This is a genomic window from Microbacterium sp. IO18 (assembly GCF_049099505.1).
Lineage (GTDB): Bacteria > Actinomycetota > Actinomycetes > Actinomycetales > Microbacteriaceae > Microbacterium > Microbacterium aurugineum.
The window spans coordinates 282,763-309,397 of sequence record NZ_JBMJAF010000002.1; the positions used below are offsets into that span (position 1 = coordinate 282,763).

A 26,635-nucleotide genomic window follows, 5' to 3' on the forward strand; every position below is an offset into this window, starting at 1 on the left:
CCACCTTACCGCGCCCCGCCGTCGTCAGGACGGGATCAGCGCCGCGAGACCGAAACCGACCGAGATGAGCCCCATCAGCATCAGGGCACCGATCACGCTGCTCGCCACCCGGAAGATGAATCCCTGGGTGCGGCCGTACCAGAGCTGCACGGCGAAGGAGAGCAGGACGACGCCCCCGAAGCCCACGAGCATCCAGGGGACACGCCACTCCTCCGGCACGAAGATCCCGATCGCGACGGTCGCGACGAATGCCGCTGCCCACACGACGATCACACCGACGAACGCGTTGCGTGGTGCGAGTGCTGGTTCCGTCATGACAACCATTGTTGCGCATCCGCCCCGGTATCATGGCGGCACGACGTCGATCCCCCGTCGGTGAGGAGTGCGCGTGGCCCTGGTCCTGGTTCTGACCAATGCTCCGCTCTCGGAGCAGGTCCTGCCCGCCCTTGAGCTGCTGAGCCATAGAGCGCGCCAGATCCCTGCGGAACCCGCACAGCTGGTCAACGCTCCGGAGTACGACGTCGTGATCGTCGACGGACGCCATGATCTGGTCGCCGCGAAGTCGCTGTGCCGGCTACTGCGCGCCACAGGTCAGGACGCCCCTCTCCTCCTCGTCGTCACGGAGGGCGGCATGAGCGCTCTCTCGGGCGACTGGGGAATCGACGACGTGCTGCTCGCGACCGCGGGCCCGGCGGAGATCGACGCGCGCCTCCGCCTCGCGCTGGCCCGCCGCGATGAGGTCGCCGAGCCCGCGAGCGTGCAGGCTTCCGGAGTGACGATCGACGAGCAGTCGTACTCGGCGAAGCTGCGCGGCAGGCCGTTGGACCTCACCTACAAGGAGTTCCAGCTGCTGCACTTCCTGGCCACCCATCCTTCGCGTGTCTTCACGCGGGAGCAGCTGCTCAGCGAGGTGTGGGGCTACGACTACTTCGGCGGAACCCGCACGGTCGACGTGCACGTGCGGCGCCTCCGGGCGAAGCTCGGCGACCAGGAACAGATCATCGGCACGGTGCGCAACGTCGGCTATCGCTTCAACGTCAACGAAGAAGAGAGCGTCGCCGCGGGCCACTGAGGATCGACACCGTTCACACGAGCGTCACCTGGCGGTGCTTAGATGTACCCCATGATCGATCCCGCACTCGCCGACGCCGGTCTCGGTGACGCCGAAGACGACGACTTCGACGCCATCGAGTCCCCGGACTCGTTGCTGCCCGACCACCGCTACCTGGATCGCGAGCTCAGCTGGCTCGCGTTCAATCAGCGCGTGTTGGAGCTCGCGGAAGACCCGTCACTCCCCGAACTCGAGCGGGCGAACTTCCTGGCCATCTTCGCCAGCAACCTCGATGAGTTCTTCATGGTGCGCGTCGCAGGGCTCAAGCGGCGCATCATGACAGGTCTCGCGGTGCCGACGAACATCGGCCGCTCCCCTGTCGACGCGCTGGCCGACATCTCCCGTGAGGCGCACGCACTGCAGCTGCGCCACGCGGACGCGTGGAACTCGCTCGTGCGCCCCGCCCTCGCCGAATCCGGTATCGAGATCACGGACTGGTCCGAGCTCACGGACGGCGAGCGCTCCGCGCTGTCCGACTACTTCCAGGCGCAGGTGTTCCCGGTGCTGATGCCCCTCGCGGTCGACCCGGCGCACCCGTTCCCCTACATCTCCGGACTCTCGCTGAACCTCGCGATCCGCATCCGCAACGCCCGCACCGGGCGCCAGGAGTTCGCGCGCATCAAGGTCCCGCCGATGCTCCCCCGCTTCGTGGAGGTTCCCGGCGCCGGCGAGATCAAGCGCTTCCTGCGCCTGGAGGAACTCATCGCCAACCACCTGGGCGACCTGTTCCCGGGCATGGAGGTGCTCGACCATCATGCGTTCCGCCTCACCCGCAACGAAGATGTGGAGATCGAGGAGGACGAGAGCGAGAACCTCATCCAGGCGCTGGAGGCCGAGCTCCTGCGCCGCCGGTTCGGTCCGCCGATCCGGCTCGAGATCACCGATGACATGGATGACGTCACGATGGATCTGCTGGTCCGCGAGCTCGACATCACGGATCTCGAGGTCTACCGCCTCCCCGGGCCTCTCGACCTCCGCGGACTCTTCGACCTCTCGCGCATCGACCGGCCCGATCTGCGCTACCCGCCGCACCTGCCCACCACGGCGGTGGCCTTCCAGCCCGCGGGATCGAGCGCACGGGCCGACATCTTCAAGGCGATCCGCAAATCGGACGTGCTCGTCCACCACCCGTACGAGTCGTTCACCACGAGCGTGCAGGCCTTCCTCGAGCAGGCCGCCCGCGACCCGCACGTGCTCGCCATCAAGCAGACGCTGTACCGCACCTCCGGAGACAGCCCCGTCGTGCAGGCCCTAATCGACGCCGCTGAGGCCGGCAAGCAGGTCCTCGCGCTGGTCGAGGTGAAGGCCCGGTTCGACGAGGCTAACAACATCGTCTGGGCGCGCAAGCTCGAGAAGGCCGGCGTGCACGTCGTGTACGGCCTCGTGGGACTCAAGACACACTGCAAACTCGCCCTGGTCATCCGCGAGGAAGAAGGGATGCTGCGGCACTACTCCCACGTCGGGACCGGCAACTACAACCCCAAGACCAGCCGCATCTACGAGGACTTCGGGCTCTTCACCGCCGACGCACAGGTCGGCAAGGACCTGACGCGCCTGTTCAACGAGTTGAGCGGGTACGCCATCGAGAAGAAGTTCAAACGACTCCTCGTCGCCCCGCTCCACCTCCGCAAGGGACTGATCCGCCAGATCGACGCCGAGCGCAAGAACGCGGAGGCCGGGATCCCCGCCCACATCCGCATCAAGGTGAACTCGATGGTCGACGAGGAGATCATCGACGCGCTGTACCGCGCGAGCGCCGCGGGCGTGAAGGTCGACGTCTGGGTGCGTGGCATCTGCAGCCTGCGCACCGACCTGGACGGCATCAGCGACAACATCACGGTGCGCAGCATCCTCGGCCGCTATCTCGAGCACTCGCGGATCTTCGCGTTCGAGAACGCCGGTGACCCGCAGGTGTACATCGGCAGCGCGGACATGATGCACCGCAACCTCGACCGTCGCGTCGAGGCACTGGTGCGCGTGACCGACCCCGCCCATCTCAAGGAGCTCCGGACCTTCTTCGACCTGGCGATGAACGACGGCACATCGTCGTGGCACCTCGGCGCCGACGGCGTCTGGGAGCGCCACGCCGTGGATGCCGACGGAAAGCCCCTGATCGACCTGCAGGATAAGACCATGGGGTTGATCCAGCGGCGCCGCCGCGCACGGGCGGTTCGATGATCCGGCGGCAGCTGCAGCTCCCGCCCGACTCCGAGACGGGGTCGAAGTGGGCCGACAAGGCGGTGTACGCCGCAGGCGCCGTGGTCTGGCGGATCATCGACGGCAAGTTGCGGATCCTCCTGATCCACCGCACCAAGTACCGGGACGTCACGCTGCCCAAGGGGAAGGTGGATCCGGGAGAGATGCTCGCCGAGACCGCCGTGCGCGAGGTGCACGAGGAGACCGGCATCCGCGTCTCCCTCGGCGTTCCCATCGGAGTGAGCCGCTACCACCTCGCCTCCCGCAAGCAGAAGGTCGTGCACTACTGGGCGGCCGAGGCGACGGAGGACGCGATCCGCGAGTCCACGTTCGTGCCCAATCGGGAGATCGCGGCGCTCGAATGGGTCAGCGTGAAGAAGGCACGCAACCGACTGAGCTACCCGGTCGACCTGGAGATCCTCGACTTCTTCTCCAACCTGGTCGATGACGGCGTGCTGCGCACCTTCCCGGTGATCGTGCTGCGCCACGCGAAGGCGCTCTCACGCTCGGACTGGGACCGCTCGGACGCCGCGCGCCCGCTCACCGAACGTGGCCGCACCCAGGCGAAGTCCATCGTCGGGCCGCTCCGCGCCTTCGGTGTGCGCAAGATCGTCACGAGTGACGCGGTACGTTGCGTCGCGACCGTCACCCCGCTCGCGAAGGGCCTCGGCCGGAAGCCGGTCCAGACGGAGAAGATCAGCCAGGACGCCTGGGAAGACGGCGCGGCCGATCTTCGATCCGTGGTCGGACGACGAGTGCGGTCCGGAAAGCCGGCTGTGCTGTGCAGCCACGGTCCCGTGCTCCCCGGGCTGCTGTCGGAGATCGCCCTCGCGACCGGCACCGTCACCGGGTCGTATCTCGGCAGCGCCGCCGACCTCGAGCCTGCCGCGTTCTCGGTCGTGCACCTGTCGTCCACGAACCCCGGTTCCGGCATCATCGCGATCGAGACGCACATCCCGAAGGTCTGACGCGTCGACGGATTCCGGACACCACCGCCGGAATCACGCGGGAGCACCCCAGAGAGTCGCCCGTCGTTCACCTGCCGTTCACCTGCTCGGGAGAGTCTCGTTAACCGTCGCCCATAGCGTCACTGTGTGCCCTGCACCGGGCCCCACCCATCCAAGATCGAAGGATCCACAGTGAAGATCTCCCGAATCGCACGAATCGGCGCCATCGGCGCCGTCGCCGCTCTCGCTCTCGCCGGTTGCGCCGCGAACGAAGGCGGCTCCGGTTCCACCGAAGCTCCCACCGATTCCACACTCTCCGGAACGATCGACGCCACCGGTGCGTCCTCGCAGGCGGCCGCTCAGGAAGCCTGGGTCGCCGCGTTCCAGACCGCGAACCCCGACGTGACCGTCAACTACGAGCCCACCGGATCCGGTACGGGTCGCGAGAACTTCCTCGAAGGCGGCAGCAACTTCATCGGCTCCGACCGCGCGTTCAACGACGAAGAGGTCGCCGCCGGCGGCTTCGGCGCCTGCACGACCGACGACATCGTCGAGGTCCCGCTCTACATCTCGCCGGTCGCCGTCGCGTTCAACCTCGAGGGCGTCGACTCCCTCAACCTGGACGCCGCGACCATCGCGGGCATCTTCGCCGGCACCATCTCCAACTGGAACGCCCCGGAGATCGCCGCGCTGAACGACGGCGTCGAGCTGCCTGACCTGGCCATCTCGCCCGTGCACCGCTCCGACCCCTCGGGGACGCAGGAGACGTTCACCAAGTACCTCAACGCCACGGCGGGTGACGTCTGGACCTACGAGCCGGCCGACGTGTGGCCGATCCAGGGTGGCGAGGCAGCGCAGGGCACCTCCGGTGTGAAGCAGGCCATCACGGCAGGCAACGGCGCCATCGGCTTCCTCGACGCTTCGCAGGCCGATGGCCTCGGACAGGTCGCTGTCGGCGTGGGCGGGGACTTCGTCGCCTACTCCGCCGAGGCTGCCGCCAAGCTCGTCGAGAACTCGCCGCTGGTCGAAGGCCGCGGCGCAGGGGACCTCGTCTTCGACGTCGACCCCGCCACCGCTTCGGACGGCGCCTACCCGATCGCCCTGGTCAGCTACCTCATCGGCTGCGAGCAGTACGAGGACAGCAACGTCGCGGAGCTCGTGAAGGAGTACTTCACCTACATCGCGAGCGCTGAGGGCCAGGACGCTGCGGCCGAGAACGCCGGCAGCGCACCGATCTCGGACGGCCTGCGCGATCAGGTCCTCGCCGCGATCGACCTGATCCAGGTCGGCTGATCACGCCGACACTCTGACACGGTGCCCCCGCGTCCCGACGGGGCGCGGGGGCACCTCCCGGTCAGTATCCGATCCATATCGACCCGGCCCGAAACAGGGAGATCATGAGCACGACAGCCCAGGCGCCGACACCGACGCCGACCAAGGCGCCACCTGCGCCTATCAAGGCGAAGCAGCGACTTGGCGACCGGGTCTTCTCCGGCACCGCGCTCGGGGCGGGGATCGTCATCCTCATCGTCCTCGCGCTCGTCGCCGCCTTCCTCTTCATTCAGAGCCTCCCCGCCTTCGAGCTCGACACCAGCGACAACCACATCCTCAAGGGTGAGTCCTTCTGGTCGTACGTGTGGCCGCTCATCTTCGGAACGCTCTGGGCCTCATTCATCGCGCTCCTCATCGCCGCTCCCATCGCGATCGGCATCGCGCTGTTCATCTCCCACTACGCCCACCGGCGTCTCGCCGCGGTCCTCGGCTACATCATCGATCTGCTCGCCGCCGTCCCCTCCGTCGTCTTCGGGCTCTGGGGCGGCCTCGTGCTCGCCCCGCTCCTGCAGCCGATCTACGCCTGGCTGAACGAGAACGCCTCCTGGGTCCCCTTCTTCGGGGGCCAGGTGTCGTCGACCGGGAAGACGATCCTCACCGCGGCTCTCGTGCTGGCAGTGATGTGCATCCCGATCATGACCGCCATCTGCCGCGAGGTCTTCCTGCAGACCCCGAAGCTCCACGAGGAGGCCGCCCTCGCCCTCGGTTCCACCCGATGGGAGATGGTGCGTATGGCCGTCCTGCCCTTCGCTCGCGGCGGCATGGTCTCGGCGGCGATGCTCGCCCTCGGCCGGGCACTCGGCGAGACCATGGCTGTGACCATGGTGCTCTCCCCGTCCGCGGTGGTCACCTTCCTGGTACTCACCGCGACGAACCCCACGCCGATCCCGGCCAACATCGCCCTGGCCTTCCCCGAGGCACACGACACCGGAGTGAACACGCTGATCGCCACCGGCCTCATCCTCTTCGTCGTGACCTTCGCCGTCAATGCGCTGGCGCGATGGATCGTCGCCCGCCGCGCCGAGTTCTCGGGAGCCAACTGACATGACCGTCCTGACCGCCGCTCCCGCGAGCACCGCGTCGCTCACCTCGGGCAAGCTCCCCAAGTGGGCTCCGTGGGCGCTGCTCGCAGCATCTTTCGCCATCTCGGCCGCGATCTTCGCCGTGGCCGCTGCCGGTTCCAGCCTCGCCGACTTCAACATCGTCGGTACCGTGATCTGCGGGATCCTGATCTACATGGTGATCATCACCGTGATCTCGTCCATCGCGGAGAGTCGCCGCAAGGCGATCGACAGGCTCATGACCGCACTGGTGGCGACAGCCTTCCTCATCGCGCTCCTGCCCCTCATCTCGTTGCTCTGGACGGTCGTCGCCAACGGCATCGAGCGCTTCGACCTGGAGTTCTTCTCCTACTCGATGCGCAACGTCGTCGGCGAAGGCGGTGGAATCGTCCACGCCATCTGGGGCACTGTGCTCATCACGCTCACAGCCACCGTCATCTCCGTACCCATCGGCCTGATGACCTCGATCTACCTCGTCGAATACGGCCGCGGGAAGATCGCGAAGGCGATCACCTTCTTCGTCGACGTGATGACCGGCATCCCCTCGATCGTGGCGGGTCTGTTCATCTACGCTGTGTTCTCGCTGCTGGTGCGCCCGGGCATCTCGATGGGATTCATGGGAGCTCTCGCGCTTGCCGTGTTGATGACCCCCGTGGTCGTGCGAGGCAGCGAAGAGTTGCTGCGCATCGTCCCCAACGAACTGCGAGAGGCGTCCTACGCCCTCGGAGTGCCGAAGTGGCTCACCATCCTGAAGGTCGTGCTGCCCACGTCGATCGCGGGCATCATGACATCGATCATGCTGGCCATCTCGCGGGTGATCGGAGAGACGGCGCCGCTTCTGCTCACTGCCGGCTTCACCCAGAGCCTGAACACGAACATCTTCAACGGGCAGATGATGACGCTGCCGGTGTTCGCCTACAACCAGTACATGAACCAGGGCACGAACCCGGACGCGGCAATCGCCCGTGCCTGGGCCGCGGCCCTCACCCTCATCCTCATCGTCATGCTGCTGAATCTGCTCGCCCGACTCATCGCGAAGCTGTTCGCACCCAAGCTCGCCGGCCGCTGAGCGGCGGCCCACCCGGAATAGGAAACACGTGTCCAAGAGCATCGAAGTCAACGACCTCAACGTCTACTACGGCGACTTCCTCGCCGTCGAAGGCGTCTCCCTCGACATCCAACCGCGCAGCGTCACAGCCTTCATCGGCCCCTCGGGCTGTGGCAAGTCGACGTTCCTTCGCACCCTCAACCGCATGCATGAGGTCATCCCCCGCGCACGCGTCGAGGGCGAGGTCCTGCTCGACGGCAAAGACCTCTACGGACCCGGAGTCGACCCGGTGCTCGTGCGCCGCCAGGTGGGCATGGTATTCCAGCGGCCGAACCCGTTCCCCACCATGTCGATCAAGGAGAACGTGCTCGCCGGGGTCAAGCTCAACAACAGCCGCATGTCGAAGAGCGACCAGGATGCCCTCGTCGAGAAGTCCCTTACGGGTGCGAACCTGTGGAACGAGGTCAAGGACCGGCTCGACAAGCCGGGTTCCGGGCTCTCCGGCGGCCAGCAGCAGCGACTGTGCATCGCCCGCGCGATCGCCGTATCGCCGCAGGTGCTGCTGATGGACGAGCCGTGTTCGGCCCTGGACCCCATCTCGACCTACGCGATCGAAGAGCTCATCAGCGAACTCAAGAACGAGTTCACGATCGTCATCGTCACGCACAACATGCAGCAGGCCTCGCGCGTGTCGGACAAGACGGCGTTCTTCAACATCGCCGGCACCGGCAAGCCCGGCAAGCTCATCGAGTACAACGACACCATGTCGATCTTCACCACCCCCTCTGTGCAGGCCACGGAGGACTACGTCTCCGGCCGCTTCGGCTGACCCCTCGCCGCGGGGACTGCCAAAGCCCTGCACGCTTGAAGGAGCGGAGCAAAGACCTGCTCAGTCGCGGGGAGAGAGCAGGTAACGGTTCAGGTCGGCTGTCAGGCTGGGGTCCACCGGGAGAGAGGCACCGTCGATCGCGGTGATGGCTGCGGCGAGGCGGACGCTCGACACCAGCCAGGCCGCATCCGCTCGCGGGAGATCCGCTGCCGGGATACGGTCGTAGGCGGTCTCGAAGCCCTGCGCCGCGAGGTGCTCGTACACGCTGAGCTGGGTCGTCCCATGCAGGATGCCCCCGTTCGGCGCCGGGGTCACGAAGCGGTCCCCGAACCGCAGGATCAGCGAAGCCGTCGGTGCCTCAAGCACGAAGCCGTCGCTCGAAAGGAAGATCGCATCGTCCGCGCCGCGGCGGTGAGCCTCACGCAGGGCCGCCATGTTCACGGCATACGACAGGGTCTTGGCGCCCAGCAGCAACCACGGTGCCCGCTCGGCGGCGCCGAGGTCGTAACCACGGTCCAGAGTGACGACGCGCACCCCGTTCTCCCGCACGGCGGAGAAGTCGGGCGCCGGTGCAGCCGTGACCCAGGCCGTGGGAGTGGGCCCGTGCTCGACGCCACGACTGAGGATGAGCTTGATGACGGACTCACCGGATCCGAGCTGTGCCGCCGCCTCGTCGATGGCCTGATGCCACTGCTCGAGGTTCGGTGCGGGGAGATCGCACAGGCGCGCGGAGTGCGCGAGCCTCTCCAGATGTGGGACCACTTCCTGCGCGTGCCCGTCGACGACGCCGATGGACTCGAACACGCCGTCACCCCGCTGGGTACTGAGTTCACCGACGCTGAGCGCCGGCGCCGCCGCATCCACCTGGGTGAAGGTGTCGGCGTAGTCGGAGCGCTGCTCCTCGATGTCCACGGGATCGATCATGAATGCGAAGCGCCCGGTCATGATCCGAGCCTAGAGGGCGGGAATACCCACGGCTGCATCGCGTTACAATTGAATGGCCGGGCCGCATAACCCCGGGCTCCATTTTTTGCCGCTACGAGCGGCCTTCCGCCGAGAGGCGTTCTTGCGGCCCGGTCTTTTCTTGTCCAGGCGCGCCGAACGCTGCGGAAGCACCAGCGCTCCCCCGGTGAGGATCCGCTCAGCTGAGGGCTCCTGTGCGCCACAGCACGGCCGAAGCTGCCAGATCCTGCGCATAGCTGCTCAAGCGGAGTGCCCGCGTCGTGAGCTCGCTGGCGCGCGCCGGCTCCGTCGGCTCGTAGTCGTCGGCGGTATGGGTCGCACCGGACGCCTGCACACGACAGAAAGCGGCGGCGCGATCGAGTGCCACGGCGAAGTCGCCACGGAAGGCCCCGCGCAGGATGGTGTCGATGAGGGCGACGAGTTCCTCCGGCCCCGCCGGCACCGGAGCACCCGCGATCACGGTGTCCGCCGACGACAGTTCGACACGGCCTCGGTCGTAGAGCAGTGCGGCCGTGCGAGCGTCGGCGTGGATCGCGAGCTGCAGCACGTAGAGACGCCACAGTGCTCCGGGAAGCGTACGCGACGGCGCCTTCGACCAGAGCTCGGCGATCTCGTCGATGCCGTGCTCGGCCGTGAAGGCCACGAGTCGCTCGGCGCTCGCGCCGCTCTCGTCCGCTCGTACACGGGTCAGCAGCGCGGAAGCCGTGGCGTGCGCGACACGGGTCTCCTCGGCGGGATCGTGCGAACCGACGATGTTGTCGAAGGCGGTGGTGGGGCGACGCACGGGGCGGTGGTGCTGCTCGGGCATCCCTCCAGGGTACGCGCGATCGACGACGGTCAGGCCGTGGGGATGACGATGACCGGGTCCGTGGTCGGCTGGCCCGTCGGAGATCCACCAGCCTGCTCGACGGTCACGGCGATCGCGTCGCCCGCCTGCATCTCGCCCGCCAGGAGCGCGGTGGCGTCGCCGCCGTCCACATCGAACACACCCGCCGAGACCGGGGCATCACCGCGGACGAACCAGAGCTCGTACGTCTCCCCCTCTGCAGGGGTGGGGATGCCGTCGGCGACCAGCACGGCCTTGCCGACCGAGGCGGACCAGTGCGCGGTCGCCGATCCCCCGTCATCGAGGGCGACGGTCGCCTGCTCGGCGTCTCCCGCGGCCTCGATCTCCTGCAGCGCGACCACGCTGGCGGGAGGATTCAGTTGCTGGTTGAGGGCGACCGCACCGATTCCGACGCCGACCAGCACGGCCAGGCACGCCGCCAGGGCGAACACGCTCCGCGTCCAGCGGCGCTGCTTCGGCTTCTGCTCGGCACGAGCGTCGATGGCGTCGCTCTGGGTGGCGACGGGGGCGTCCGTGACCGCCGAGGTGGCATCCGGATCGGACCGCGTTCCGCCGTCCTGGGGCAGGTCCGCGATCTGTGCGAGCAGCGCGGATCGGATGTGCGCGGGAGCGGTGACCGGTTCGACGGGGTCCGCGAGTGACGCAGCGGTGGCAGCATCCTCATCCACGGTGTCCTCCCATTCCGGGTGCTCCGCGAGGGCAGCGAGATACCGACGCTCATCGTCTGCAGACAGCGAGTGCAGCGCGGCACCTGCCGCGAGCTCTGCGAAGTCCTTCTCGTTCATGCCGTCACCCCCATCGCCGTGCGCAGACGGGTCAGCCCGTCTCGCATCCGTGTCTTGATCGTCCCCAGTGGCGCGCCCACGAGGGCCGCGATCTCGTTTTGACTGTAACCGCCGTAATACGCGAGGACGAGTGCTTCGCGCTGCGCTTCCGGAAGCCCCGAGAGCGCTTCGACGACCTTCCCTCCCTCTATCCCCAATTCGACCTGCTCCGCGACACTGTCGTGCGCGACGCCGATGTCCTTGAATCCTGCTCGTACGTCTCGGTCGGCGCTCGACTGCGATGCACGCACCCGATCAACGGCCCGGCGATGAGCGATCGTCATGATCCATGCTCGTCCCTGACCTCTGTTCGGAGCGAAGCGCGAAGCGGATTGCCAGATCTCCAGAAAGACCTCTTGGAGCACTTCTTCGCTCTGCGAGCGGTTGACCAGCACACGGAGGATGAGGCCGAACACGCGAGAGGAGAGCAGATCGTAGAGAGTCGCGAAGGCAGCTTGATCACCTGACGCGACGCGGACGATGAGGTCGGCGACAGCATCCTGCGTCGCTCCGTCCTCGGGAACGTCGAACCCATCGATGACCATCCCTATAAGCATGCCGTATCTCCGCTCCGGTCTCGCGCAGACGAGGCCGCTTGCCGGAGCGATTTCAAAGATTTCTGAGATTCTTCCCATCCGATGCCGCAGGGGCTCCGAACAGCACTCGACGCCACGGAGAGGCCGTGGCTCAGTTCTGAAGGAGCTCGACATGTTCAGCACCAAGAAGAAGGTCACCGCGGCAATCACCCTCGGCCTGGCGAGCGCATTCCTGCTCTCGGCCTGTTCCATGGGCAGCGGCAGCACCACGGACGAGTCGTCCGAGCCGAAGGCACCGGAGACGTCGGAGTCGACGCCGATGGAGATGGACCCGGCGGCGAACCTGGTCGGTCCCGGCTGCGCGGCATACGCCGACGCCGTGCCGGACGGCGCAGGATCCGTCGAGGGCATGGCCCAGGACCCGGTCGCGGTCGCGGCCTCGAACAACCCGCTGCTGACCACGCTGGTCTCGGCGGTGAGCGGACAGCTCAACCCCGACGTCGACCTGGTCGACACCCTGAACGGCGGCGAGTTCACCGTGTTCGCACCGGTGGATGACGCCTTCGCGAAGATCGACCCGGCCACGATCGAGGCCCTCAAGACCGACAGCGCCACGCTGAGCTCGATCCTGACCTACCACGTGGTCCCCGGCCAGATCGAGCCGGCCGACATCGACGGCATGCACAAGACCGTGCAGGGCGCCGAGCTCGAGGTCACGGGCAGCGGCGACGACCTGATGGTCAACGACGCGAAGGTCATCTGCGGTGGAGTCCAGACCGCGAACGCGACCGTGTACCTCATCGACACGGTCCTGATGCCCCCGGCATCCTAAGCCGGGCGCGGTCGGGTGGGAGGACACCCGACGCACGCCCTTCTCGGGAGTAGGGGGAGGATCCTGAGAAGGAGAGAAGGGCCGTCAGCGGAGTCATGTCGCTGACGGCCCTTCTTCTTGCGCACTAGACTTGACGCAGGGGCCTCTAGCTCAGTCGGCAGAGCATCGGACTTTTAATCCGCGGGTCGTGGGTTCGAGCCCCACGGGGCCCACCGCACAGGCACGGGGATAGCTCGCCTGATTTGGGACCTCCTCTTCGGAGGGTTCGCCGGGCCCGCCGAGGCATGCCGCACCGATGGTTGATTCCGGGCGCGCTCCGCTGTCGTTTCGACGAGGCCCGCCGGCTACGCCGCGTCCCTCCGCGGGATATCGCGTCCCCACTCCCCACTCCCCACTCGGAGCGTCGCCTTCCGCGGCGCAGCAGACGTGCGTTTCGCTTGAATTGGATATTTAATCCATCGACGTTACTATTTAGTGTCGGACGCGCCGCGCCACCCGAGCCAGGCCGCTCGTCCACGATGCCCTCACCACACGTCGCCTTTCCGCGCGCCACCTCCGCTGTGTGGTCCGACACTCATCCGCCTGCGTCCCGATCAAGGATCCCTATGAACATGCCCACCAAGTACCGCGTCAAACCCAGCATCTGGATGGGGGCGATCTTTGCCGTCGCGCTCTTCTTCCTCCCCGCCGTCGCGGGCCTGCCCTTCGCGGGCCTGCCGAAACCCTTGTACATGCTGATAAGCACGGCGTTGGTCGTCGTCATCGCCGTCGGGATCGCCGCTGCGCTCGGTTGGCTTCGCCCACTGCTGTTCGAACCGAACCGGGTCAAGGGAGTCCTCCCGATGCTGCTCGCGTTCGGGCCGGTCCTCTACATCGTCTACTGCACCGTTTCCACCGACTGGGCGGTCCTTCCCACGACGACCATCGTCCTGGCGCTCTTGTCTGGGCTGTACTCCGGAGCCTGGGAAGAACTCATGTTCCGCGGCGCGCTTCTCATCGGCATCCGCGGCAACCTGAAAGAGGTCTGGGTCGCAGTCATCACTGCGGTCGCGTTCGGCCTTCTTCACTCGATCAACTTCGTCGCAGAGCCCGGCGCAGAGACGGGATACCAGGTCGTCTACGCGATCATGGTCGGGTTCGCGTTCTACGCGATTCGACGGGTCACCGGCTCGATCTTCTTCTGCATGGTCGTCCACATGCTCAACAACGCCATGGAGTCCATGGCCGAGCACTCGAACGCGACGATCGCCACGCTCGCATCGGGATTCAGCATGGCGAACATCATCTTCATCGCCGGTCTCGTGCTGGGCATCATCGGCGCCGTCGTCGTGATCCGACGCACACCGCAGGTCTCGCTCCTCGCCCCGACCACCCCGTCGCATGCGCTGAGGTGACCTGCACGTTCAGGATTCGCCGTCGTGCACTCCTGCCAGCAGCTCGTCACGGATCTCGGCCACGCCGCTCGGCAGCGTCTCGCCCTCGAGGTCGAACACCGGAGCGTCCGGGGTGCCGCCGATCGCGCACACCGCGACACTGTCCTGCCCGTCCAGGGTCTTCGGGATCACGACGAACCAGAGCGACTGCCCACCGAGCCACTCCGTGGTCGCCATGTCGGCGAAATAGGTCGCATCCGGCGCGAGACTCCGGGTCTTCTGCGTGCACAGTTCCACCAGTTGGGCGGTCGCGAATGCCGTCGCAGACTCGGTCGGCTCGGGTGTCGCCGTGTCGGTCGGAGATGACGTCGGCGAAGGCGAGGCGGTCGACGCGGTCGGCGAGGGGCTCGGCGCCGGCTCAGGAGCGCAGCCGGCGAGCAGCACGAGCACCGGCACGAGGACGAGGGCAGAACGGAAGCGCATGGCTGGATGCTACTGCCTCCCCACTCCGATCCGACGGGAGCGCTCCGCGACCGCCCGACTCCGCCTCTAGCATCCTGCCCCGCTCCCCGGCCACCCCCTTCACTCCTCGCTCGTTCCGGGAGAGGGTCGACTCGTCCGCATCCGCGGGCGACTCCCCACGAAAGGATGAACGATGACCCTCACCGGCAACCGAGTGGCGTTCCTGGCGACCGACGGATTCGAGGACAGCGAGCTCACCAGCCCGTGGGAGGCGGTCACCGCCGCGGGCGCGAGCGCGACACTGATCGCCCCGGCGGGAGCGGCGATCACAGGGAAGAACGGTCACGAGCAAGCCGTCGACCTGCTCGCCTCCGAGGCGGCGGCCGACAGCTTCGACGCCCTCGTCCTTCCCGGCGGTGTCGTCAACGCCGACCACCTGCGCCTCGACAAGCCGTCGATCGCGCTCGCCCGCGCCTTCTTCGACCAGCACAAGCCCGTCGGCGTGATCTGCCACGGCGCCTGGATCCTCATCGAGGCGGACGTCGTGGACGGCCGGACGCTCACGAGCTACCCGAGCCTGACCACCGACCTCCGCAATGCCGGAGCGACCTGGGTCGACGAAGAGGTCATCGTGGACGAAGGACTCGTCTCCAGCCGCACACCCGACGATCTCCCGGCCTTCAACGCGAAGCTCGTCGAGGAGATCGGTGAGGGGAAGCACGCGGGCCAGACGGCCTGATTCCGCGCCCGCGGGCCGAGACTTCGGCCTCAGAGGCGAGCCCGATGCCGACGGACGGCCGCACGGTTGGCGCAGCGCACGGAGCAGAACCGCTGGCGACCGTTGCGCGTCACGTCCGCCACGACATTCGTGCACGGCGCGGCCTGGCAGCGCCCGAGCCTGCTCATTCCCCGGGTGACGAGATGCAGCGACGTGCCGAGGCTGATGATCGCCCGGAGCACGTAGGGCAGCGACGGCACGTCATCGCGGTAGTGCAGGTGCCAGCCCTCGCCGTCGTGGTTGGTCAGCCGCGGGTACGCGGCGGCGGCGGCGAGCTGTGCGTTCAGCAGCAGCGCCCTCGCGTCGGCATCGGGCTCGTCGACGATCGCGAGCCAGTCGTCGATGACCGCTCGGACTTCCGCATGGTCCTCGGGCGCGGGCGGGAATGTCTGCGTCATCCCGAGGGCGAGGGTGCGCTCCTCGATGCCGGCGCGATCCTCGGGCCAGTCGTTCGCCAACGACGCGGCCAGCAGGACCGCATACTCGCCGTAAGGGTTGAGATGCATAAGACCATTACATCACGCTGGATGCATGACCTCGCCGAACACTCTCCCGATCCCCCGCCTCCGACCGGAGACCGCGCCCCATGAACACGGCTGGCGAGTGGAATCCCGACACCCGACGAGCGAGGGCGTCGTGCTCTACGTGCGCTGTGCGGACTGCGGATCCCGACGTGTCGACCTGCAGGCGCACCCTCACACACCACCGGTCGGGGTGAGCGGGGAACTCGGTGGCGCAGGGCGCTGAGGCTCAGACGCCGACGATCACGCGGCCAGCTCGATGAGCGTGCGGATCGTGCGGAGGTTGCGCGCTGTGCCCGCCACGCCGAGCGCACGGTCGAGCACCGCCTTCGTCAGCTTCGTGGAATGCACGCCGCCTTCACCGTAGTCGATCCACAGGTCGTCGTCGACGAGAGCGAGGCGCTCTGCAGGGAGCAGGCGTTCCTCCAACGCTGCGAGCGCACCACTCGCAGGCCGCCCCTCGAGGAACATCGCGTGCACGAAAGTCACATCCCCTTCGGGAAAGGGCTGCGCGGACTCCGACGAGACCAGCTGCGCATGGGTCCGATGGATCACGGGGGTGTCCACCCCGAACTCGCGGTGGATCACGGAACGGACAGCAGCGCGTGCGGTCTCGGGATCCGGCGGAGTCGCGCAGAGGATGTTCCCGCTGGCGATGTAGGTGGAGATATCGGCGAGGTCCGTCTCGGCTGCCAGCACGTCGCGCAGCCGCCCCATCGGAACCCTGTTGCGCCCGCTGACGTTCACGGCCCGCAGCAGGAGGACGCTACGACTCACGCGTCCGCGCTCACGACCAGTTCCGCGCCGGCATGCACGAGCTCGGCCAACGCGGCCTCACTCGCCTCCGGAGCGACCCCCGCGACGAGGTCGGTCAGGATGCGGACGTGGACACCGTGGGCGATCGCGTCGAGCGCTGACGCACGGACACAGTGATCCGTCGCGATCCCGACGACATCCGCGCTGAGCACGCCGGCCGCCGCCAGGACCTCACCGACGGTCTCCTGCGCTTCGGTCTCCCCCTCGAACATCGAATAGGCGGGCTTGCCCTGCCCCTTGCGGACGTGGTGGGTCACGGAATCGGTCACCAGGAGCGGATCGTAGTCGGCCCCCGGGGTCCCGGCGAGGCAGTGCACCGGCCAGGAGTCGATGAAGTCCGGCGTCTCGGCGAAGTGACCCCCATTGTCGCCCTCGGCGTCATGCCAGTCGCGGGAGGCGATGATCACCTCGTAGTCCGTGGCGTGCGCGGCGAGGTAGCCCGTGACGGCGGAGGCCACCGCATCACCGCCCACGACCTCGAGCGCACCGCCCTCGGTGAAGTCGTTCTGCACATCGACGATGAGAAGCGCTCTACTCATACTTCGAGGTTACGCCGTGGGGACGGGAAAGGCCCCGTGATGTTCTTCGCATCACGGGGCCTTCGGAGCCGCTTGTCAGAATCGAACTGACGACCTTTTCATTACGAGTGAAATGCTCTGCCGACTGAGCTAAAGCGGCGTGCGACGCGTGAGCGGCGCGATCACCGATATTACCCTGTCTCGCGCTCGCTCGCGAATCGGGCCGGTCTCACTCGCAGCGGAGGCCGTCTTCGGGCACCACGTCGTCGAGCAGGAACGCCTCGACCGCGTCGTCGACGCAGATGTTGCCCTTGTTGTAGCCGGTGTGCCCCTCGCCCACGCGAGTGATGAGAACGCCCTCCTCCAGCTGATCCGCGAGCGATTCGGACCACTCGTACGGCGTCGCCGGGTCGTTGGTCGTCCCGATCACGAGGATGGGTCCCGCACCTTCGGCCGTGATCTCACCCCGGGTTCCGGTCGGCGGATAGGGCCAGACCTCGCAGGAATCCGGACCGCCCCAATACGGCGCGATGGTCGGGGCACCCTCGGCGATCTTGGCATCGATGGCGGCTTCCGCGGCGGGGTCGTCTTCCACCGGGTAGTCCATGCAGTTGTATGCGCGGAACGCCTCGGTGGAGTTGTCGATGTAGACGCCGTCTTCGCGGCTGTTGTAGAAGTCGGCGAGGAAGAATGCCGAGGTCGGGTCGCCCTGCAGAGCCTCATCGAGCGCCTGCGTGAGGAATCCCCAGTTGTCCTGCGAATAGAGCGCCGCGATGATGCCCGTCAGCAGGGTGTCCGCGCCCATGAGTCGACCGTCGCCGCTCTGCAACGGCGTGCGATCGACGCTCGCCAGGAGCGCTCCGAGATCGGCCATCGCTTCATTGACCGTGCCGGCGAACGGGCACTCCCCGGAGTCGAGGCAGCTCTGCATGTAGGCGCGCAGCGCCGATTCGAAACCGAGTGCCTGCGTCGCGCCGACCTCGAGGCCGGGGACAGCGGGATCGATCGCACCGTCGAGCACCAGACGCCCGGCCTTCTCGGGGTAGAGCTTGGCGTAGGTCGCGCCGAGGAATGTGCCGTACGAGTAGCCGAGGTAGTTCAGCTGCTTGTCGCCCAGCACGGCACGGATCAGATCCATGTCGCGGGCGGCGTTGACGGTGGTGATGTACGGCAGGATCCCGCCGCTGTTCGCATCGCACGCTTCGGCGAACGACTTGTGCGCGTCGAGCAGTTCGGCCTCCCACTCCGCGGTACCGCGGGCGGCGGCGGGGATGCCGTAGAGATAGTCATCCATCTCCGGGGCGTCGTAGCAGGTCACCGCGGTCGAGTCGCCGACTCCGCGCGGGTCGAAGCCGATCACGTCGAAGTTCTCGATGAGGTCGGCCCCGACGGCGAATCCGAGGTTGTTCAGGACGAGGTCCACACCGCTGGCACCAGGGCCACCGGGGTTGGTCAGCAGCGAGCCGACCGGGGTCCCCTCCGCCCGGTGGCGCACGACCGCGAGCGTGATGTCGCCCGCTGCCGGGTTCTCCCAGTCGAGCGGCGCCGTCACGTCGGTGCAGTCGAAGCCGGTGCCGCACTCGGTCCAGGTCAATTCCTGCGAGTAGAACGGCAGCAGGTCTTCTGCCACACCCTCGGTGTCGGGGACGGCGGTCGTGGACGGCCGCGAGGACTGCTCGGGGATCATCGCGTAGAGGCAGCCGGAGAGGGCGACGGAAGCCGCGGCGAGGCCGGCGATGACCCCGAGGGCACGCCGGAAGCGGGAAGTCGATCGGTTGTTCACGGTTTCCTCCCGCTCGTGATCGTCACGAGCAAGCTCTCCAGGGCGAGCAGCGGAGCGACGTTGCGCTCCAGGGACTGCCGCGTCTCGGCTAGGTGGTCAAGTACGACAAGAGTACGGGTCACGGGCCAGACGGCCGCGAGCTCCTCGAGTTCGGGACGGAGTTCTCGGTTGATGAGGTCGCCGCCACGGTCGAACTGCAGCATCACGACGTCACGGAACAGCGATTGCAGGTCGGTGAGCACCCGGTCGATCCCGTCGCGCAGACTCCGGGTCGCGCGCTTCTTCTGATCGTCTTCGAGCGCAGACAGCTGGGTGCGCAGCGCCGGCGGCACAGCCTGGCCCTCCGCGATGCCGATCGTGCGCAGCAGCGAGGCGCGCTCGCTCGCATCGCGCTCGGCCGTGAGCGCCTTCGCATCCTCCGTTGCGGCCTGGATGATCCGGCCGGCGACCTCGACGGCATCGCCGACGCCGCGTACACCGAGGACGGATCGCAGCGTCTCGTCGCGGCGACGGCGCGCCGCATCGTCGGTCGCGAGCCGCTGGGCCATGCCGATGTGGCGCTGCGCGTGCCGCGCGGCCTGCTCGGCGATGGCCTCGTCCGCCCCCGTGCGCAGGCTGATGAGACGCGCGACATCGTCGACGTCCGGTTCCGTCAGCCGCAACGACCGCACGCGAGAGCGGATCGTGGGCAGGAGGTCGGCCTCGCTGGGGGCGCACAGGATCCAGACCGTCTGCTCCGGCGGCTCCTCGAGCGCCTTCAGGAGCACGTTGGACGTGCGCTCGACCATGCGGTCGGCGTCTTCGACCACGATCACGCGATATCGCCCGGCGGAGGGGGCGAAGTAGGAGCGCTCCACCAGGCCTCGGGCCTCGGCGATCGTGATGATGACCTTGTCGGTGCGCAGCGCGGTGACGTCGGGATGCGTGCCCGCCAGCACCTGCCGCATCACGTTCTCGTCGTCGGGGTGATCGGCGATCAGCGCGGCCGCGAAGGCATAGGCCAGGGTCGATCTTCCTGATCCGGGTGGACCGGTGATCAGCCAGGCGTGCGACAGCGCGGCGGGATCGGAGGCGGCGGCACGGAGCGTGTCGACCGCGGCGTCCTGCCCCCACACATCCACCCACGGGAACGGAGCGGGAACGGTCTGGGGCATGTACTCAGCCTAATCGGGACCACTGACCTCGTCGGGACCCTGACCTCCCCGCGCGGAGAGCCGCGGGCTGATCAGTCGAGCAGGTCTCCGACCCGCGCGCGGATCCGTTCGGCGATGCTCTCGGGAGAGGCAGCGGCGTCCAGAACCAGGAACCTGTCGGGCTCGGCGTCGGCGAGCGCGAGGTAGGCATCGCGGACCCGGCCGTGGAACTCTTCCTGCTCGGCCTCGAGGCGGTCGAACGGCTTGTCCGCCGAGTCGAGACGGGTGCGTGCTGCCGCGGGATCGAGGTCGAGAAGCACGGTCAAGTCGGGAAGGGCACCTTCCGCGGCCCAGAGCGACAGGTCGCGGATCTCTTTCGCATCCAGCACGCGCCCGGCTCCCTGATACGCCACGGACGAATCGAGGTAGCGGTCCTGCAGCACGACGTCGCCACGCTCGAGCGCCGGTCGCACGACGGTCGCGACGTGATGCGCACGGTCGGCCGCGTACAGCAGAGCCTCCGCGCGCGGCGCGATGTCACCACGGTGATGCAGCACGATGTCACGGATCAGCTGGCCGACCTCGGAGCCGCCCGGTTCCCGCGTGCGCACGACCGTGCGACCCGCAGCCACGAGCCACTCGGCGAGCAGGTTCGACTGCGTGGTCTTGCCGGACCCGTCGCCGCCTTCGAGCGTGATCCACACCCCGCGGCCTGAGGTCACGAGTCCGCCTTCTCGGCGGCCTTCGCGGCCGCGTTCGCCGCACGGGTAGCCGCCGCCTTCTTCGCCGCCGCCGACCGCGCAGCCGATGTCGCCGCTGCCGTCTTCTTCGCGGGAGCCTTCTTCGCGGGAGCCTTCTTCACGGTGGTCGCCTTGGCCGCCGCCTTCTTGGCTGGCGCCTTCTTCGCCGGAGCCTTCTTCGCTGCTCCCCGCTTGGGGGCCGGCCCCTTGGCGCGCTTGTCGGCGAGCATCTGCACCGCGATCTCGAAGGTGATGTCTTCGACGGTCTGACCACGCGGGATGGTCACGTTGGTCTCTCCGTCGGTGACGTACGCCCCGAAACGACCGTCGCGAATGCGGATCGGCTTGCCGCTGACGGGATCGGCCTCGAACTCGGCGAGCGCGCTCGACGCCCGTCGACCGGCACCGTACTTCGGCTGCGCGTAGATCTCGAGCGCCTGCTCGAGCGTGATGCTGAAGATCTGCGACTCGCTCTCGAGGGAGCGGGAGTCCGTGCCCTTCTTCAAGTACGGACCGAAGCGGCCGTTCTGCGCCGTGATCTCATCACCGGATTCCGGGTCCACACCCACCACGCGCGGGAGGCTGAGCAGCTGCAGCGCCGTGTCGAGGTCGATCTCGTCGACGGACATCGAACGGAAGAGTGACGCCGTCCGCGGCTTGGGAGCCGCTTCCTTCTTCGCTCCGCGCTTGGGCTTCGGGGCCTCGACGACCTCTCCGGTCGCTTCATCGATCGCGGCGTCTTCCGCCACCGGATCGTTCTCCTGCACATAAGGCCCGAAGCGGCCGTCCTTGACGACGACGATCTTGCCGTTCGCCGGGTTCTCCCCGAGCACGCGGTCGCCCGCGACAGGAGCATCGATGAGCTCCTGTGCCTTCTCCGCCGTGAGCTCGTCGGGCGCCAGGTCTTCCGGCACGTTCACGATGCGCGGCTTCGCTTCCGGGTTCTCGGGGTCGGCGACCTCGAGGTACGGGCCGTACTTGCCGAAGCGGAGAGTAGCCGTGTCGGTGATGCGCGTGGAGTTCAGCGCACGCGCATCGATCTCGCCGAGGTTGTCGACGACCTGGCGGAGACCGACGTGCGAGTCCGAGCCGAAGTAGAACGACTTGAGCCATTCGACACGGTTCTGTTCACCGCGCGCGATGGTGTCGAGGTCGTCTTCGAGCGCTGCCGTGAAGTCGTAGTCGACGAGGTCCGCGAAATGTTCTTCGAGCAGACGCACCACGCTGAACGCCAGCCACGTCGGCACCAGGGCCTGGCCGCGCTTGACGGCGTAGCCGCGGTCGAGGATCGTCTCGGGGATCGACGCGAAAGTGGAGGGACGACCGATGCCCTTCTCCTCGAGCACCTTGACGAGCGAAGCCTCGGTGTAGCGCGGCTTCGGCGTGGTGCGGTGGCCCTTCGCCTCAGCGTCCGACACCGCGAGCTGATCGCCCACGGCGACGGCCGGGAGCGACTGGTTCTCTGCGGCATCCGCGTCACCGCGCTTCTCGTCCCGCCCCTCCTCGTAGGCCTCGAGGAAGCCCTTGAAGGTGTAGACGGTTCCGGACGCCGTGAACTCGGCCTTCTTCCCCGCGGCATCGACGGCGATCGTGACCGTGGTGGTCTCGTACTTCGCGTCGGCCATCTGGCTGGCAACCGTGCGCTTCCAGATGAGGTCGTAGAGGCGCTGCTCATCGCGATCGAGCTCAGACGACAGCGATGCCGGCGTCCGGAAGTTGTCGCCCGAGGGACGGATGGCCTCGTGCGCCTCCTGCGCGTTCTTGCTCTTGGACTTGTAGACCCGCGGCTTCAGCGGCACGGCGGCATCACCGTAGAGGGCCACCGCCTGGCTCCGCGCCGCCTGCACCGCCTGGGTGCTCAGCGACGTGGAGTCGGTACGCATATAGGTGATGTACCCCTTCTCGTACAGCCGCTGGGCGACACCCATCGCCTGCTTGGCTCCCATGGAGAGCTTGCGCCCGGCCTCCTGCTGCATCGTCGAGGTCGTGAAGGGCGCGTAGGGGCTGCGCGTTCCCGGCTTGGCCTCGACCTTGGTGACGGAGCCGGAGCCGACCGCGTCGATCGCCTCGGCGAGAGCGGAAGCCGCGGCTTCATCGAGGACGACGACGGCCTTCTTGAGCTTCCCGTCGTCGTCGAAGTCGGCGCCTCGTGCGAGCTGGCCGCCGTCGACGCGGACGAGGCGGATCTTGAAGGACGTGCCGGTCGCCGCGGCTGCGGCGTCGACGTCCCAGTACTCGGCGGAGGTGAACGCCATGCGCTCACGCTCCCGGTCGACGATGAGTCGGGTCGCCGCCGACTGGACGCGTCCTGCGGAGATTCCGGTCTTGACCTTGTACCAGAGCACCGGGGAGACGTCCCAGCCGTACAGACGGTCGAGGATGCGACGGGTCTCCTGGGCATCGACGAGGTCGTGGTCGAGCTCGCGGGTGTTGCCGACGGCCGCCTGGATCGCATCCTTGGTGATCTCATGGAAGACCATGCGCTTGACCGGGACCTTGGGCTTGAGGGTCTCCAGAAGGTGCCAGGCGATCGCCTCGCCTTCGCGGTCCTCATCTGTCGCGAGCAGGAGTTCGTCGGCACTCTTGAGGGCGCGCTTGAGCTCGGCGACCGTCTTGGTCTTGCGATCGGACACGACGTAGTACGGGTCGAACCCGTTGTCGATGTCGATCGAGTACTTCCCGTAGGCCTGCTTGTCCTCCGCCGGAATGTCCTTCTTGTCGGCGAGGTCGCGGATGTGGCCGACGGAGCTGAGCACCTCGTAGCCGTCGCCGAGGTATCCCTGAATAGACCGCATCTTCGTCGGGGACTCGACGATGACGAGCTTCTTGCCTTCAGCCAAGGGTGCGTCCTTTCTTCGAAGCACACCATACACACCACTGTGTGGGGTCATTCACAGTGAGCGAGGTCGCGCGGCCGTCACTGTCCCTCGGGTGGCCCGGCACGGGCTCGGGAGACGGCTGCGAGTCCAGCGTACGCCGCCTGCACCTCCACGGTCGCCACGAAGCCCTCCAGAACGCATCCGGTGAGGTCGGCACCGGCGGCCTCCGCGACCGTCGCGGCGAGGGCGCACGGCTCCGCCGAGGTCGGCACGGCACCGCTGGCGGCATCGGCCGCAGCGAGTGCCGCGGCATCCGCAGCGCCCGCCGCCCGCTGCGCCGTCACCGAAGCACCGGCCACCGCCGCCAAGCCGAGGGACAGCGCGGCCGCCACGGCGAGGACACCCGCAGCGAGCGCCGTGCCCGCCATCAGAGTCCTCCGTCGAGCGCGCAGCTCGACGCCCGCAGGGGCACCCGCACCGCCGCACCCCACGAGACCTCCACCGACGAGGTGACGCACACGAGCTCACCGCGGCGCGACGCGGATACCCCGGCGCCGGGGACCGCCGCACGCACAACCCCCTCCGCGGCGCCGAGTCCTTCTCCCCGACCGAGCAGGCGAGCGGCATCGGCCGACGCATCCTGCAGCGCGACCTGACGCGACGCCGCTCCGAGCGCACCAGCGCCCAGCAGCAGCGCCAGCACCACAGCGGGCACGGCGAGCGCGAGCTCTGCCGCGACCGATCCCCGCTCTCCCCCGATGGCGATGAGCGATGTCGTCCGTCGTCGCCGCCGGGCCATGATCCGCAGGCTCCTCACGACACGGTCAGGGCGCGCCGCACGAGATCCGTCAGGATGCCGCGGACTTCATCGGATCTCATGATCACGACGAGGAGACCGGCGAACGCGACAGCCGCCATGGTCGTGATCGCGTACTCCGCTGTGGCCGCACCGGTGTCGTCGCCGAACAGCATCGCCGCCCTGCGCCGGTCGAGTCGGGGAATGGTCGTCATGGTGTTCCTTCTTTCTCTGAGATGTTTCGCATGGAGGACGGATCGCCACGCGGGCGATCACAACGGCAAGGGTGTCGATGACAGGACGCTCAGGAGCATCGGGGCCACACCGAGCAGGAGGAACGCCGGCAAAGTGCACACTCCGAGAGGGATCAGGAGTCGTGTCGAGAGCTTCGCCGCGCGGAGACGGCCTCCGACCCGAGCGGCATGGCGGTCCTGCGCCGCGGACGCGCGGAGCAGTTCCACCGCGGGCACCCCCGCCGCTCGGGACAGATCGAGCACGGCGCGGATCCGCTCGTCACTCCCTCCGGAAGCGGAGCTGTCGTCCACGAGTGCAAGCGCCCGGTCGATGGACGCTCCTCCGGCGAGCGCGACGGCCACGAGTTCCGCGCGCATCCCTGGCGTGCCCGGCGCTGGCTTCGCCTGCCGCAGAAGTCCCTTCGTCCACTGTCGCGCCGCCAGCACCAGGAGCAGGCCCACGACCACGCACCCGGCGCCGAGGGGGTTGCCGACGATGACGCCGAGGGTGTCGAAGCCGAGCGCGAATCCGAGAAGGAGCCCCGCGAGCGGCATCCACAGCAGCAGACGGGCTGTTCCGGCGGGTTCCGCGAGGGCGATGCGGACGTCGTCGGCTGCCGAGGCGGCATCGCGCAGCGACTCCGCGATGATCCGGAGCACCTCCGCGAGAGGTGCGCCGACGGTCGTCGCGATCTCCCACGCGGCTGCGAGATCGGTCCACGCCCCCCGCTCGGCTTCGATCGCCGAGAGGAGAGGGACGCCCTCGTCGACCCGCCCGACCACGGCCACCGCATGCGGGTCGCCGGTGCCTGCGAGATGTCGCCACGCAGTGAGAGGAACCGCGCCCGCCTGCAACAGCACCGCCAGCGTCTGCACCGATGTCGCGGCTTCCGCGGCGCCTGCCGACTCATTGCGGTGCGCTTGCCTGAGTCGGATCACCACGGGGACACCTCCTCGATATCCAGGCGATCGGCCACGAGCACGAGGCGACCGGCCTGGCGTATCCGACGGACGCCATCCGGGGTTCGATCGAGATGGAGAACCACGGAGAACGCGCTCACCGCCTGCCGTGCGAGCGCGGTGGCATCCATTCCCGCGAGCGCACCGAGCGCCTCGAGTCGGGCGGGCACGTCGCGCAGACCGCTGGCGTGCATCGTGCCCGCTCCCCCGTCGTGCCCGGTGTTGAGCGCGCTGAGCAACTCACGCACCTCCTCCCCTCGACACTCCCCGACCACCAGCCGATCGGGCCGCATACGCAGGGACTCCCGCACCAGGCGAGCAAGGGTGATCCCGCCCGCCCCCTCCAGATTCGCCTGGCGGGCTTCGAGCGCGACGTGGTGCGGGTGCCGGGGACGCAACTCCGCCACATCCTCGATCGTGACGATGCGCTCGGTCGGCGGGACCTCGGAGAGCAGCGCGGACAGCAACGTCGTCTTTCCCGTTCCGGTGCCCCCGGTGATGAGGATGTTCGCCCGGTCGGCGACGAGCCCGAGCAGCCAGGCCTGCTGGCGCGCGTCGAAGGCGCCGAGGGCGGCGAGCGCCGCGAGGTCCGCCGCGCGCACCCTCGGGATGCGGATCGAGAGCGCCGTTCCCGTCGTCGAGACCGGCGCGAGCACGGCATGCACGCGGATGCCGGAAGCGAGACGGACGTCGACGCACGGCGCTTGATCATCGAGGTGTCGTCCGCCAAGACCGACGAGAGCGACCGCCAGATCCCTGACCTCTCGCTCGGAGGCCCGCCACTGCGTCGCCGGTTCCGCGCCGCTGCCGCGGTCGACGAACAGCCCGGCCGTGCCGTTCACGAAGACATCGGTCACGGTGTCGTCGATGTGGGCGAGAAGGGGACCGAACGCGGGATCGAGGTGCAGAGGGTCGAGGAGGGAGTCCGTCCGGGCGGAGGCCGCTCCCCGGGGCTGGATGACGAACGAATCGGGCATACAGCGACGCTAGGCGGCGCCCCCGGCACGAGAACGTGGTCCAGTACGGGCGGAGCGAGGCCTGTGTAGAAGTGCCATCCGCCACCGCCCGTGCAGGAGTCGATCGGGCATCGCGGGAGCCATCACGCGGGAGCGCTCCCAAACGAAATGGGCGACACCTCACGGGGGGAATGAGATGCCGCCCACGGTGGGCCACGATC

The 26,635-nt window shown here is 68.0% G+C and carries 28 protein-coding genes and 2 tRNA genes; 11 read left to right on the forward strand and 19 right to left on the reverse strand.

Annotated elements, in window-relative coordinates; genetic code table 11:
• Positions 1-24: 24 nt before the first annotated feature.
• The gene (locus ACLF6J_RS12985) at positions 25-315 is read right to left on the reverse strand and encodes a hypothetical protein (RefSeq protein WP_047521540.1); all 291 of its coding nucleotides are present in this window, start codon (positions 313-315) and stop codon (positions 25-27) included.
• Between the two features lie 73 nt (positions 316-388).
• Between ACLF6J_RS12985 and ACLF6J_RS12990 the strand changes: the two genes are divergently transcribed.
• From ACLF6J_RS12990 to pstB, 7 genes are all read left to right on the forward strand, one after another.
• A complete protein-coding gene (locus ACLF6J_RS12990; protein ID WP_047521542.1) occupies positions 389-1,072 on the forward strand; it encodes a winged helix-turn-helix transcriptional regulator in 684 nt (227 codons plus the stop codon).
• A 51-nt stretch (positions 1,073-1,123) separates the two neighbouring features.
• Positions 1,124-3,289, forward strand: coding sequence for an RNA degradosome polyphosphate kinase (locus ACLF6J_RS12995; RefSeq protein WP_047521544.1), 2,166 nt, complete (start codon positions 1,124-1,126; stop codon positions 3,287-3,289).
• Positions 3,286-4,275: an NUDIX hydrolase gene (locus ACLF6J_RS13000; protein ID WP_134351953.1), complete on the forward strand. Its 990-nt coding sequence runs from the start codon at positions 3,286-3,288 to the stop codon at positions 4,273-4,275. The genes ACLF6J_RS12995 and ACLF6J_RS13000 overlap by 4 nt, the downstream gene beginning before the upstream one ends.
• Before the next feature lie 171 nt (positions 4,276-4,446).
• Entirely contained in the window at positions 4,447-5,547 is a 1,101-nt protein-coding gene (locus ACLF6J_RS13005) for a phosphate ABC transporter substrate-binding protein PstS (protein WP_134351955.1), read from the forward strand.
• 104 nt (positions 5,548-5,651) lie between these two features.
• On the forward strand, positions 5,652-6,629 hold the full coding sequence (gene pstC / locus ACLF6J_RS13010; RefSeq protein WP_134351957.1) for a phosphate ABC transporter permease subunit PstC: 978 nt from the start codon (positions 5,652-5,654) through the stop codon (positions 6,627-6,629).
• 1 nt (position 6,630) lies between these two features.
• Positions 6,631-7,716 (forward strand): phosphate ABC transporter permease PstA, encoded by a 1,086-nt coding sequence (gene pstA, locus ACLF6J_RS13015; RefSeq protein WP_047521550.1) that lies wholly within the window; start codon positions 6,631-6,633, stop codon positions 7,714-7,716.
• A 28-nt stretch (positions 7,717-7,744) separates the two neighbouring features.
• Positions 7,745-8,524, forward strand: coding sequence for a phosphate ABC transporter ATP-binding protein PstB (gene pstB, locus ACLF6J_RS13020; protein ID WP_134351959.1), 780 nt, complete (start codon positions 7,745-7,747; stop codon positions 8,522-8,524).
• Positions 8,525-8,584: 60 nt separating this feature from the next.
• On the opposite strand, the gene ACLF6J_RS13025 is transcribed toward pstB, so the two are convergent.
• The 4 genes from ACLF6J_RS13025 to sigK form a co-directional block, all read right to left on the reverse strand.
• The gene (locus ACLF6J_RS13025) at positions 8,585-9,469 is read right to left on the reverse strand and encodes an aminodeoxychorismate lyase (RefSeq protein ID WP_134351961.1); all 885 of its coding nucleotides are present in this window, start codon (positions 9,467-9,469) and stop codon (positions 8,585-8,587) included.
• A gap of 196 nt (positions 9,470-9,665) precedes the next feature.
• Complete coding sequence (locus tag ACLF6J_RS13030) at positions 9,666-10,295, reverse strand: hypothetical protein (protein ID WP_047521556.1); 630 nt, start codon at positions 10,293-10,295, stop codon at positions 9,666-9,668.
• Positions 10,296-10,324: 29 nt separating this feature from the next.
• The gene (locus tag ACLF6J_RS13035; protein ID WP_134351963.1) at positions 10,325-11,119 is read right to left on the reverse strand and encodes an anti-sigma factor; all 795 of its coding nucleotides are present in this window, start codon (positions 11,117-11,119) and stop codon (positions 10,325-10,327) included.
• Entirely contained in the window at positions 11,116-11,715 is a 600-nt protein-coding gene (sigK, locus tag ACLF6J_RS13040) for an ECF RNA polymerase sigma factor SigK (RefSeq protein WP_208526474.1), read from the reverse strand. Before sigK ends, ACLF6J_RS13035 begins: the two co-directional genes overlap by 4 nt.
• Before the next feature lie 151 nt (positions 11,716-11,866).
• Here sigK and ACLF6J_RS13045 point away from each other — a divergent pair, with 151 nt between their 5' ends.
• From ACLF6J_RS13045 to ACLF6J_RS13055, 3 genes are all read left to right on the forward strand, one after another.
• Positions 11,867-12,526, forward strand: a complete 660-nt coding sequence (locus tag ACLF6J_RS13045) for a fasciclin domain-containing protein (RefSeq protein WP_047521562.1) — start codon at positions 11,867-11,869, stop codon at positions 12,524-12,526.
• 139 nt (positions 12,527-12,665) lie between these two features.
• Positions 12,666-12,738, forward strand: a tRNA-Lys gene (locus tag ACLF6J_RS13050).
• 393 nt (positions 12,739-13,131) lie between these two features.
• Positions 13,132-13,920 carry a CPBP family intramembrane glutamic endopeptidase gene (locus ACLF6J_RS13055; RefSeq protein WP_421076905.1) on the forward strand — a complete coding sequence of 263 codons (789 nt, stop codon included), beginning with the start codon at positions 13,132-13,134 and terminating at the stop codon, positions 13,918-13,920.
• A gap of 9 nt (positions 13,921-13,929) precedes the next feature.
• On the opposite strand, the gene ACLF6J_RS13060 is transcribed toward ACLF6J_RS13055, so the two are convergent.
• Positions 13,930-14,382, reverse strand: a complete 453-nt coding sequence (locus tag ACLF6J_RS13060) for a hypothetical protein (protein ID WP_047521564.1) — start codon at positions 14,380-14,382, stop codon at positions 13,930-13,932.
• 172 nt (positions 14,383-14,554) lie between these two features.
• Here ACLF6J_RS13060 and ACLF6J_RS13065 point away from each other — a divergent pair, with 172 nt between their 5' ends.
• The gene (locus ACLF6J_RS13065; protein ID WP_047521566.1) at positions 14,555-15,100 is read left to right on the forward strand and encodes a type 1 glutamine amidotransferase domain-containing protein; all 546 of its coding nucleotides are present in this window, start codon (positions 14,555-14,557) and stop codon (positions 15,098-15,100) included.
• 29 nt (positions 15,101-15,129) lie between these two features.
• On the opposite strand, the gene ACLF6J_RS13070 is transcribed toward ACLF6J_RS13065, so the two are convergent.
• The 13 genes from ACLF6J_RS13070 to ACLF6J_RS13130 form a co-directional block, all read right to left on the reverse strand.
• Complete coding sequence (locus ACLF6J_RS13070) at positions 15,130-15,645, reverse strand: CGNR zinc finger domain-containing protein (RefSeq protein ID WP_047521568.1); 516 nt, start codon at positions 15,643-15,645, stop codon at positions 15,130-15,132.
• A gap of 258 nt (positions 15,646-15,903) precedes the next feature.
• Positions 15,904-16,437, reverse strand: coding sequence for a DUF1697 domain-containing protein (locus ACLF6J_RS13075; RefSeq protein WP_134351969.1), 534 nt, complete (start codon positions 16,435-16,437; stop codon positions 15,904-15,906).
• The gene (locus tag ACLF6J_RS13080) at positions 16,434-17,015 is read right to left on the reverse strand and encodes an isochorismatase family protein (protein ID WP_134351971.1); all 582 of its coding nucleotides are present in this window, start codon (positions 17,013-17,015) and stop codon (positions 16,434-16,436) included. Before ACLF6J_RS13080 ends, ACLF6J_RS13075 begins: the two co-directional genes overlap by 4 nt.
• Positions 17,016-17,081: 66 nt before the next feature.
• Positions 17,082-17,154 (reverse strand) — tRNA-Thr (locus tag ACLF6J_RS13085).
• A 69-nt stretch (positions 17,155-17,223) separates the two neighbouring features.
• Positions 17,224-18,777, reverse strand: a complete 1,554-nt coding sequence (locus tag ACLF6J_RS13090) for an alpha/beta hydrolase (RefSeq protein WP_134351973.1) — start codon at positions 18,775-18,777, stop codon at positions 17,224-17,226.
• Entirely contained in the window at positions 18,774-19,931 is a 1,158-nt protein-coding gene (locus ACLF6J_RS13095) for a DNA polymerase III subunit delta' (RefSeq protein WP_047521576.1), read from the reverse strand. The genes ACLF6J_RS13090 and ACLF6J_RS13095 overlap by 4 nt, the downstream gene beginning before the upstream one ends.
• Positions 19,932-20,002: 71 nt before the next feature.
• On the reverse strand, positions 20,003-20,632 hold the full coding sequence (tmk, locus tag ACLF6J_RS13100; protein WP_134351975.1) for a dTMP kinase: 630 nt from the start codon (positions 20,630-20,632) through the stop codon (positions 20,003-20,005).
• On the reverse strand, positions 20,629-23,490 hold the full coding sequence (gene topA, locus ACLF6J_RS13105; RefSeq protein ID WP_134351977.1) for a type I DNA topoisomerase: 2,862 nt from the start codon (positions 23,488-23,490) through the stop codon (positions 20,629-20,631). The genes tmk and topA overlap by 4 nt, the downstream gene beginning before the upstream one ends.
• A 77-nt stretch (positions 23,491-23,567) precedes the next feature.
• A complete protein-coding gene (locus ACLF6J_RS13110; RefSeq protein WP_134351979.1) occupies positions 23,568-23,897 on the reverse strand; it encodes a helicase in 330 nt (109 codons plus the stop codon).
• Positions 23,897-24,268, reverse strand: a complete 372-nt coding sequence (locus ACLF6J_RS13115) for a TadE family type IV pilus minor pilin (RefSeq protein WP_134351981.1) — start codon at positions 24,266-24,268, stop codon at positions 23,897-23,899. The genes ACLF6J_RS13110 and ACLF6J_RS13115 overlap by 1 nt, the downstream gene beginning before the upstream one ends.
• Before the next feature lie 14 nt (positions 24,269-24,282).
• A complete protein-coding gene (locus tag ACLF6J_RS13120; RefSeq protein WP_047521780.1) occupies positions 24,283-24,480 on the reverse strand; it encodes a DUF4244 domain-containing protein in 198 nt (65 codons plus the stop codon).
• Between the two features lie 57 nt (positions 24,481-24,537).
• Positions 24,538-25,440 carry a type II secretion system F family protein gene (locus ACLF6J_RS13125; RefSeq protein WP_208526475.1) on the reverse strand — a complete coding sequence of 301 codons (903 nt, stop codon included), beginning with the start codon at positions 25,438-25,440 and terminating at the stop codon, positions 24,538-24,540.
• A complete protein-coding gene (locus ACLF6J_RS13130; RefSeq protein WP_134351983.1) occupies positions 25,434-26,435 on the reverse strand; it encodes a TadA family conjugal transfer-associated ATPase in 1,002 nt (333 codons plus the stop codon). The genes ACLF6J_RS13125 and ACLF6J_RS13130 overlap by 7 nt, the downstream gene beginning before the upstream one ends.
• Between the last annotated feature and the right edge of the window lie 200 nt (positions 26,436-26,635).

Coding starts and splice junctions, on each gene's coding strand:
- ACLF6J_RS12985 (WP_047521540.1), bottom strand. CDS start 315: ATGACGGAACCAGCACTCGCACCACGCAACGCGTTCGTCGGTGTGATC.
- ACLF6J_RS12995 (WP_047521544.1), top strand. CDS start 1,124: ATGATCGATCCCGCACTCGCCGACGCCGGTCTCGGTGACGCCGAAGAC.
- ACLF6J_RS13000 (WP_134351953.1), top strand. CDS start 3,286: ATGATCCGGCGGCAGCTGCAGCTCCCGCCCGACTCCGAGACGGGGTCG.
- pstC (WP_134351957.1), top strand. CDS start 5,652: ATGAGCACGACAGCCCAGGCGCCGACACCGACGCCGACCAAGGCGCCA.
- pstA (WP_047521550.1), top strand. CDS start 6,631: ATGACCGTCCTGACCGCCGCTCCCGCGAGCACCGCGTCGCTCACCTCG.
- ACLF6J_RS13025 (WP_134351961.1), bottom strand. CDS start 9,469: ATGACCGGGCGCTTCGCATTCATGATCGATCCCGTGGACATCGAGGAG.
- ACLF6J_RS13030 (WP_047521556.1), bottom strand. CDS start 10,295: ATGCCCGAGCAGCACCACCGCCCCGTGCGTCGCCCCACCACCGCCTTC.
- ACLF6J_RS13035 (WP_134351963.1), bottom strand. CDS start 11,119: ATGAACGAGAAGGACTTCGCAGAGCTCGCGGCAGGTGCCGCGCTGCAC.
- sigK (WP_208526474.1), bottom strand. CDS start 11,715: ATGCTTATAGGGATGGTCATCGATGGGTTCGACGTTCCCGAGGACGGA.
- ACLF6J_RS13045 (WP_047521562.1), top strand. CDS start 11,867: ATGTTCAGCACCAAGAAGAAGGTCACCGCGGCAATCACCCTCGGCCTG.
- ACLF6J_RS13055 (WP_421076905.1), top strand. CDS start 13,132: ATGAACATGCCCACCAAGTACCGCGTCAAACCCAGCATCTGGATGGGG.
- ACLF6J_RS13060 (WP_047521564.1), bottom strand. CDS start 14,382: ATGCGCTTCCGTTCTGCCCTCGTCCTCGTGCCGGTGCTCGTGCTGCTC.
- ACLF6J_RS13065 (WP_047521566.1), top strand. CDS start 14,555: ATGACCCTCACCGGCAACCGAGTGGCGTTCCTGGCGACCGACGGATTC.
- ACLF6J_RS13070 (WP_047521568.1), bottom strand. CDS start 15,645: ATGCATCTCAACCCTTACGGCGAGTATGCGGTCCTGCTGGCCGCGTCG.
- ACLF6J_RS13080 (WP_134351971.1), bottom strand. CDS start 17,015: ATGAGTAGAGCGCTTCTCATCGTCGATGTGCAGAACGACTTCACCGAG.
- ACLF6J_RS13095 (WP_047521576.1), bottom strand. CDS start 19,931: ATGCCCCAGACCGTTCCCGCTCCGTTCCCGTGGGTGGATGTGTGGGGG.
- ACLF6J_RS13110 (WP_134351979.1), bottom strand. CDS start 23,897: ATGGCGGGCACGGCGCTCGCTGCGGGTGTCCTCGCCGTGGCGGCCGCG.
- ACLF6J_RS13115 (WP_134351981.1), bottom strand. CDS start 24,268: ATGGCCCGGCGGCGACGACGGACGACATCGCTCATCGCCATCGGGGGA.
- ACLF6J_RS13120 (WP_047521780.1), bottom strand. CDS start 24,480: ATGACGACCATTCCCCGACTCGACCGGCGCAGGGCGGCGATGCTGTTC.
- ACLF6J_RS13130 (WP_134351983.1), bottom strand. CDS start 26,435: ATGCCCGATTCGTTCGTCATCCAGCCCCGGGGAGCGGCCTCCGCCCGG.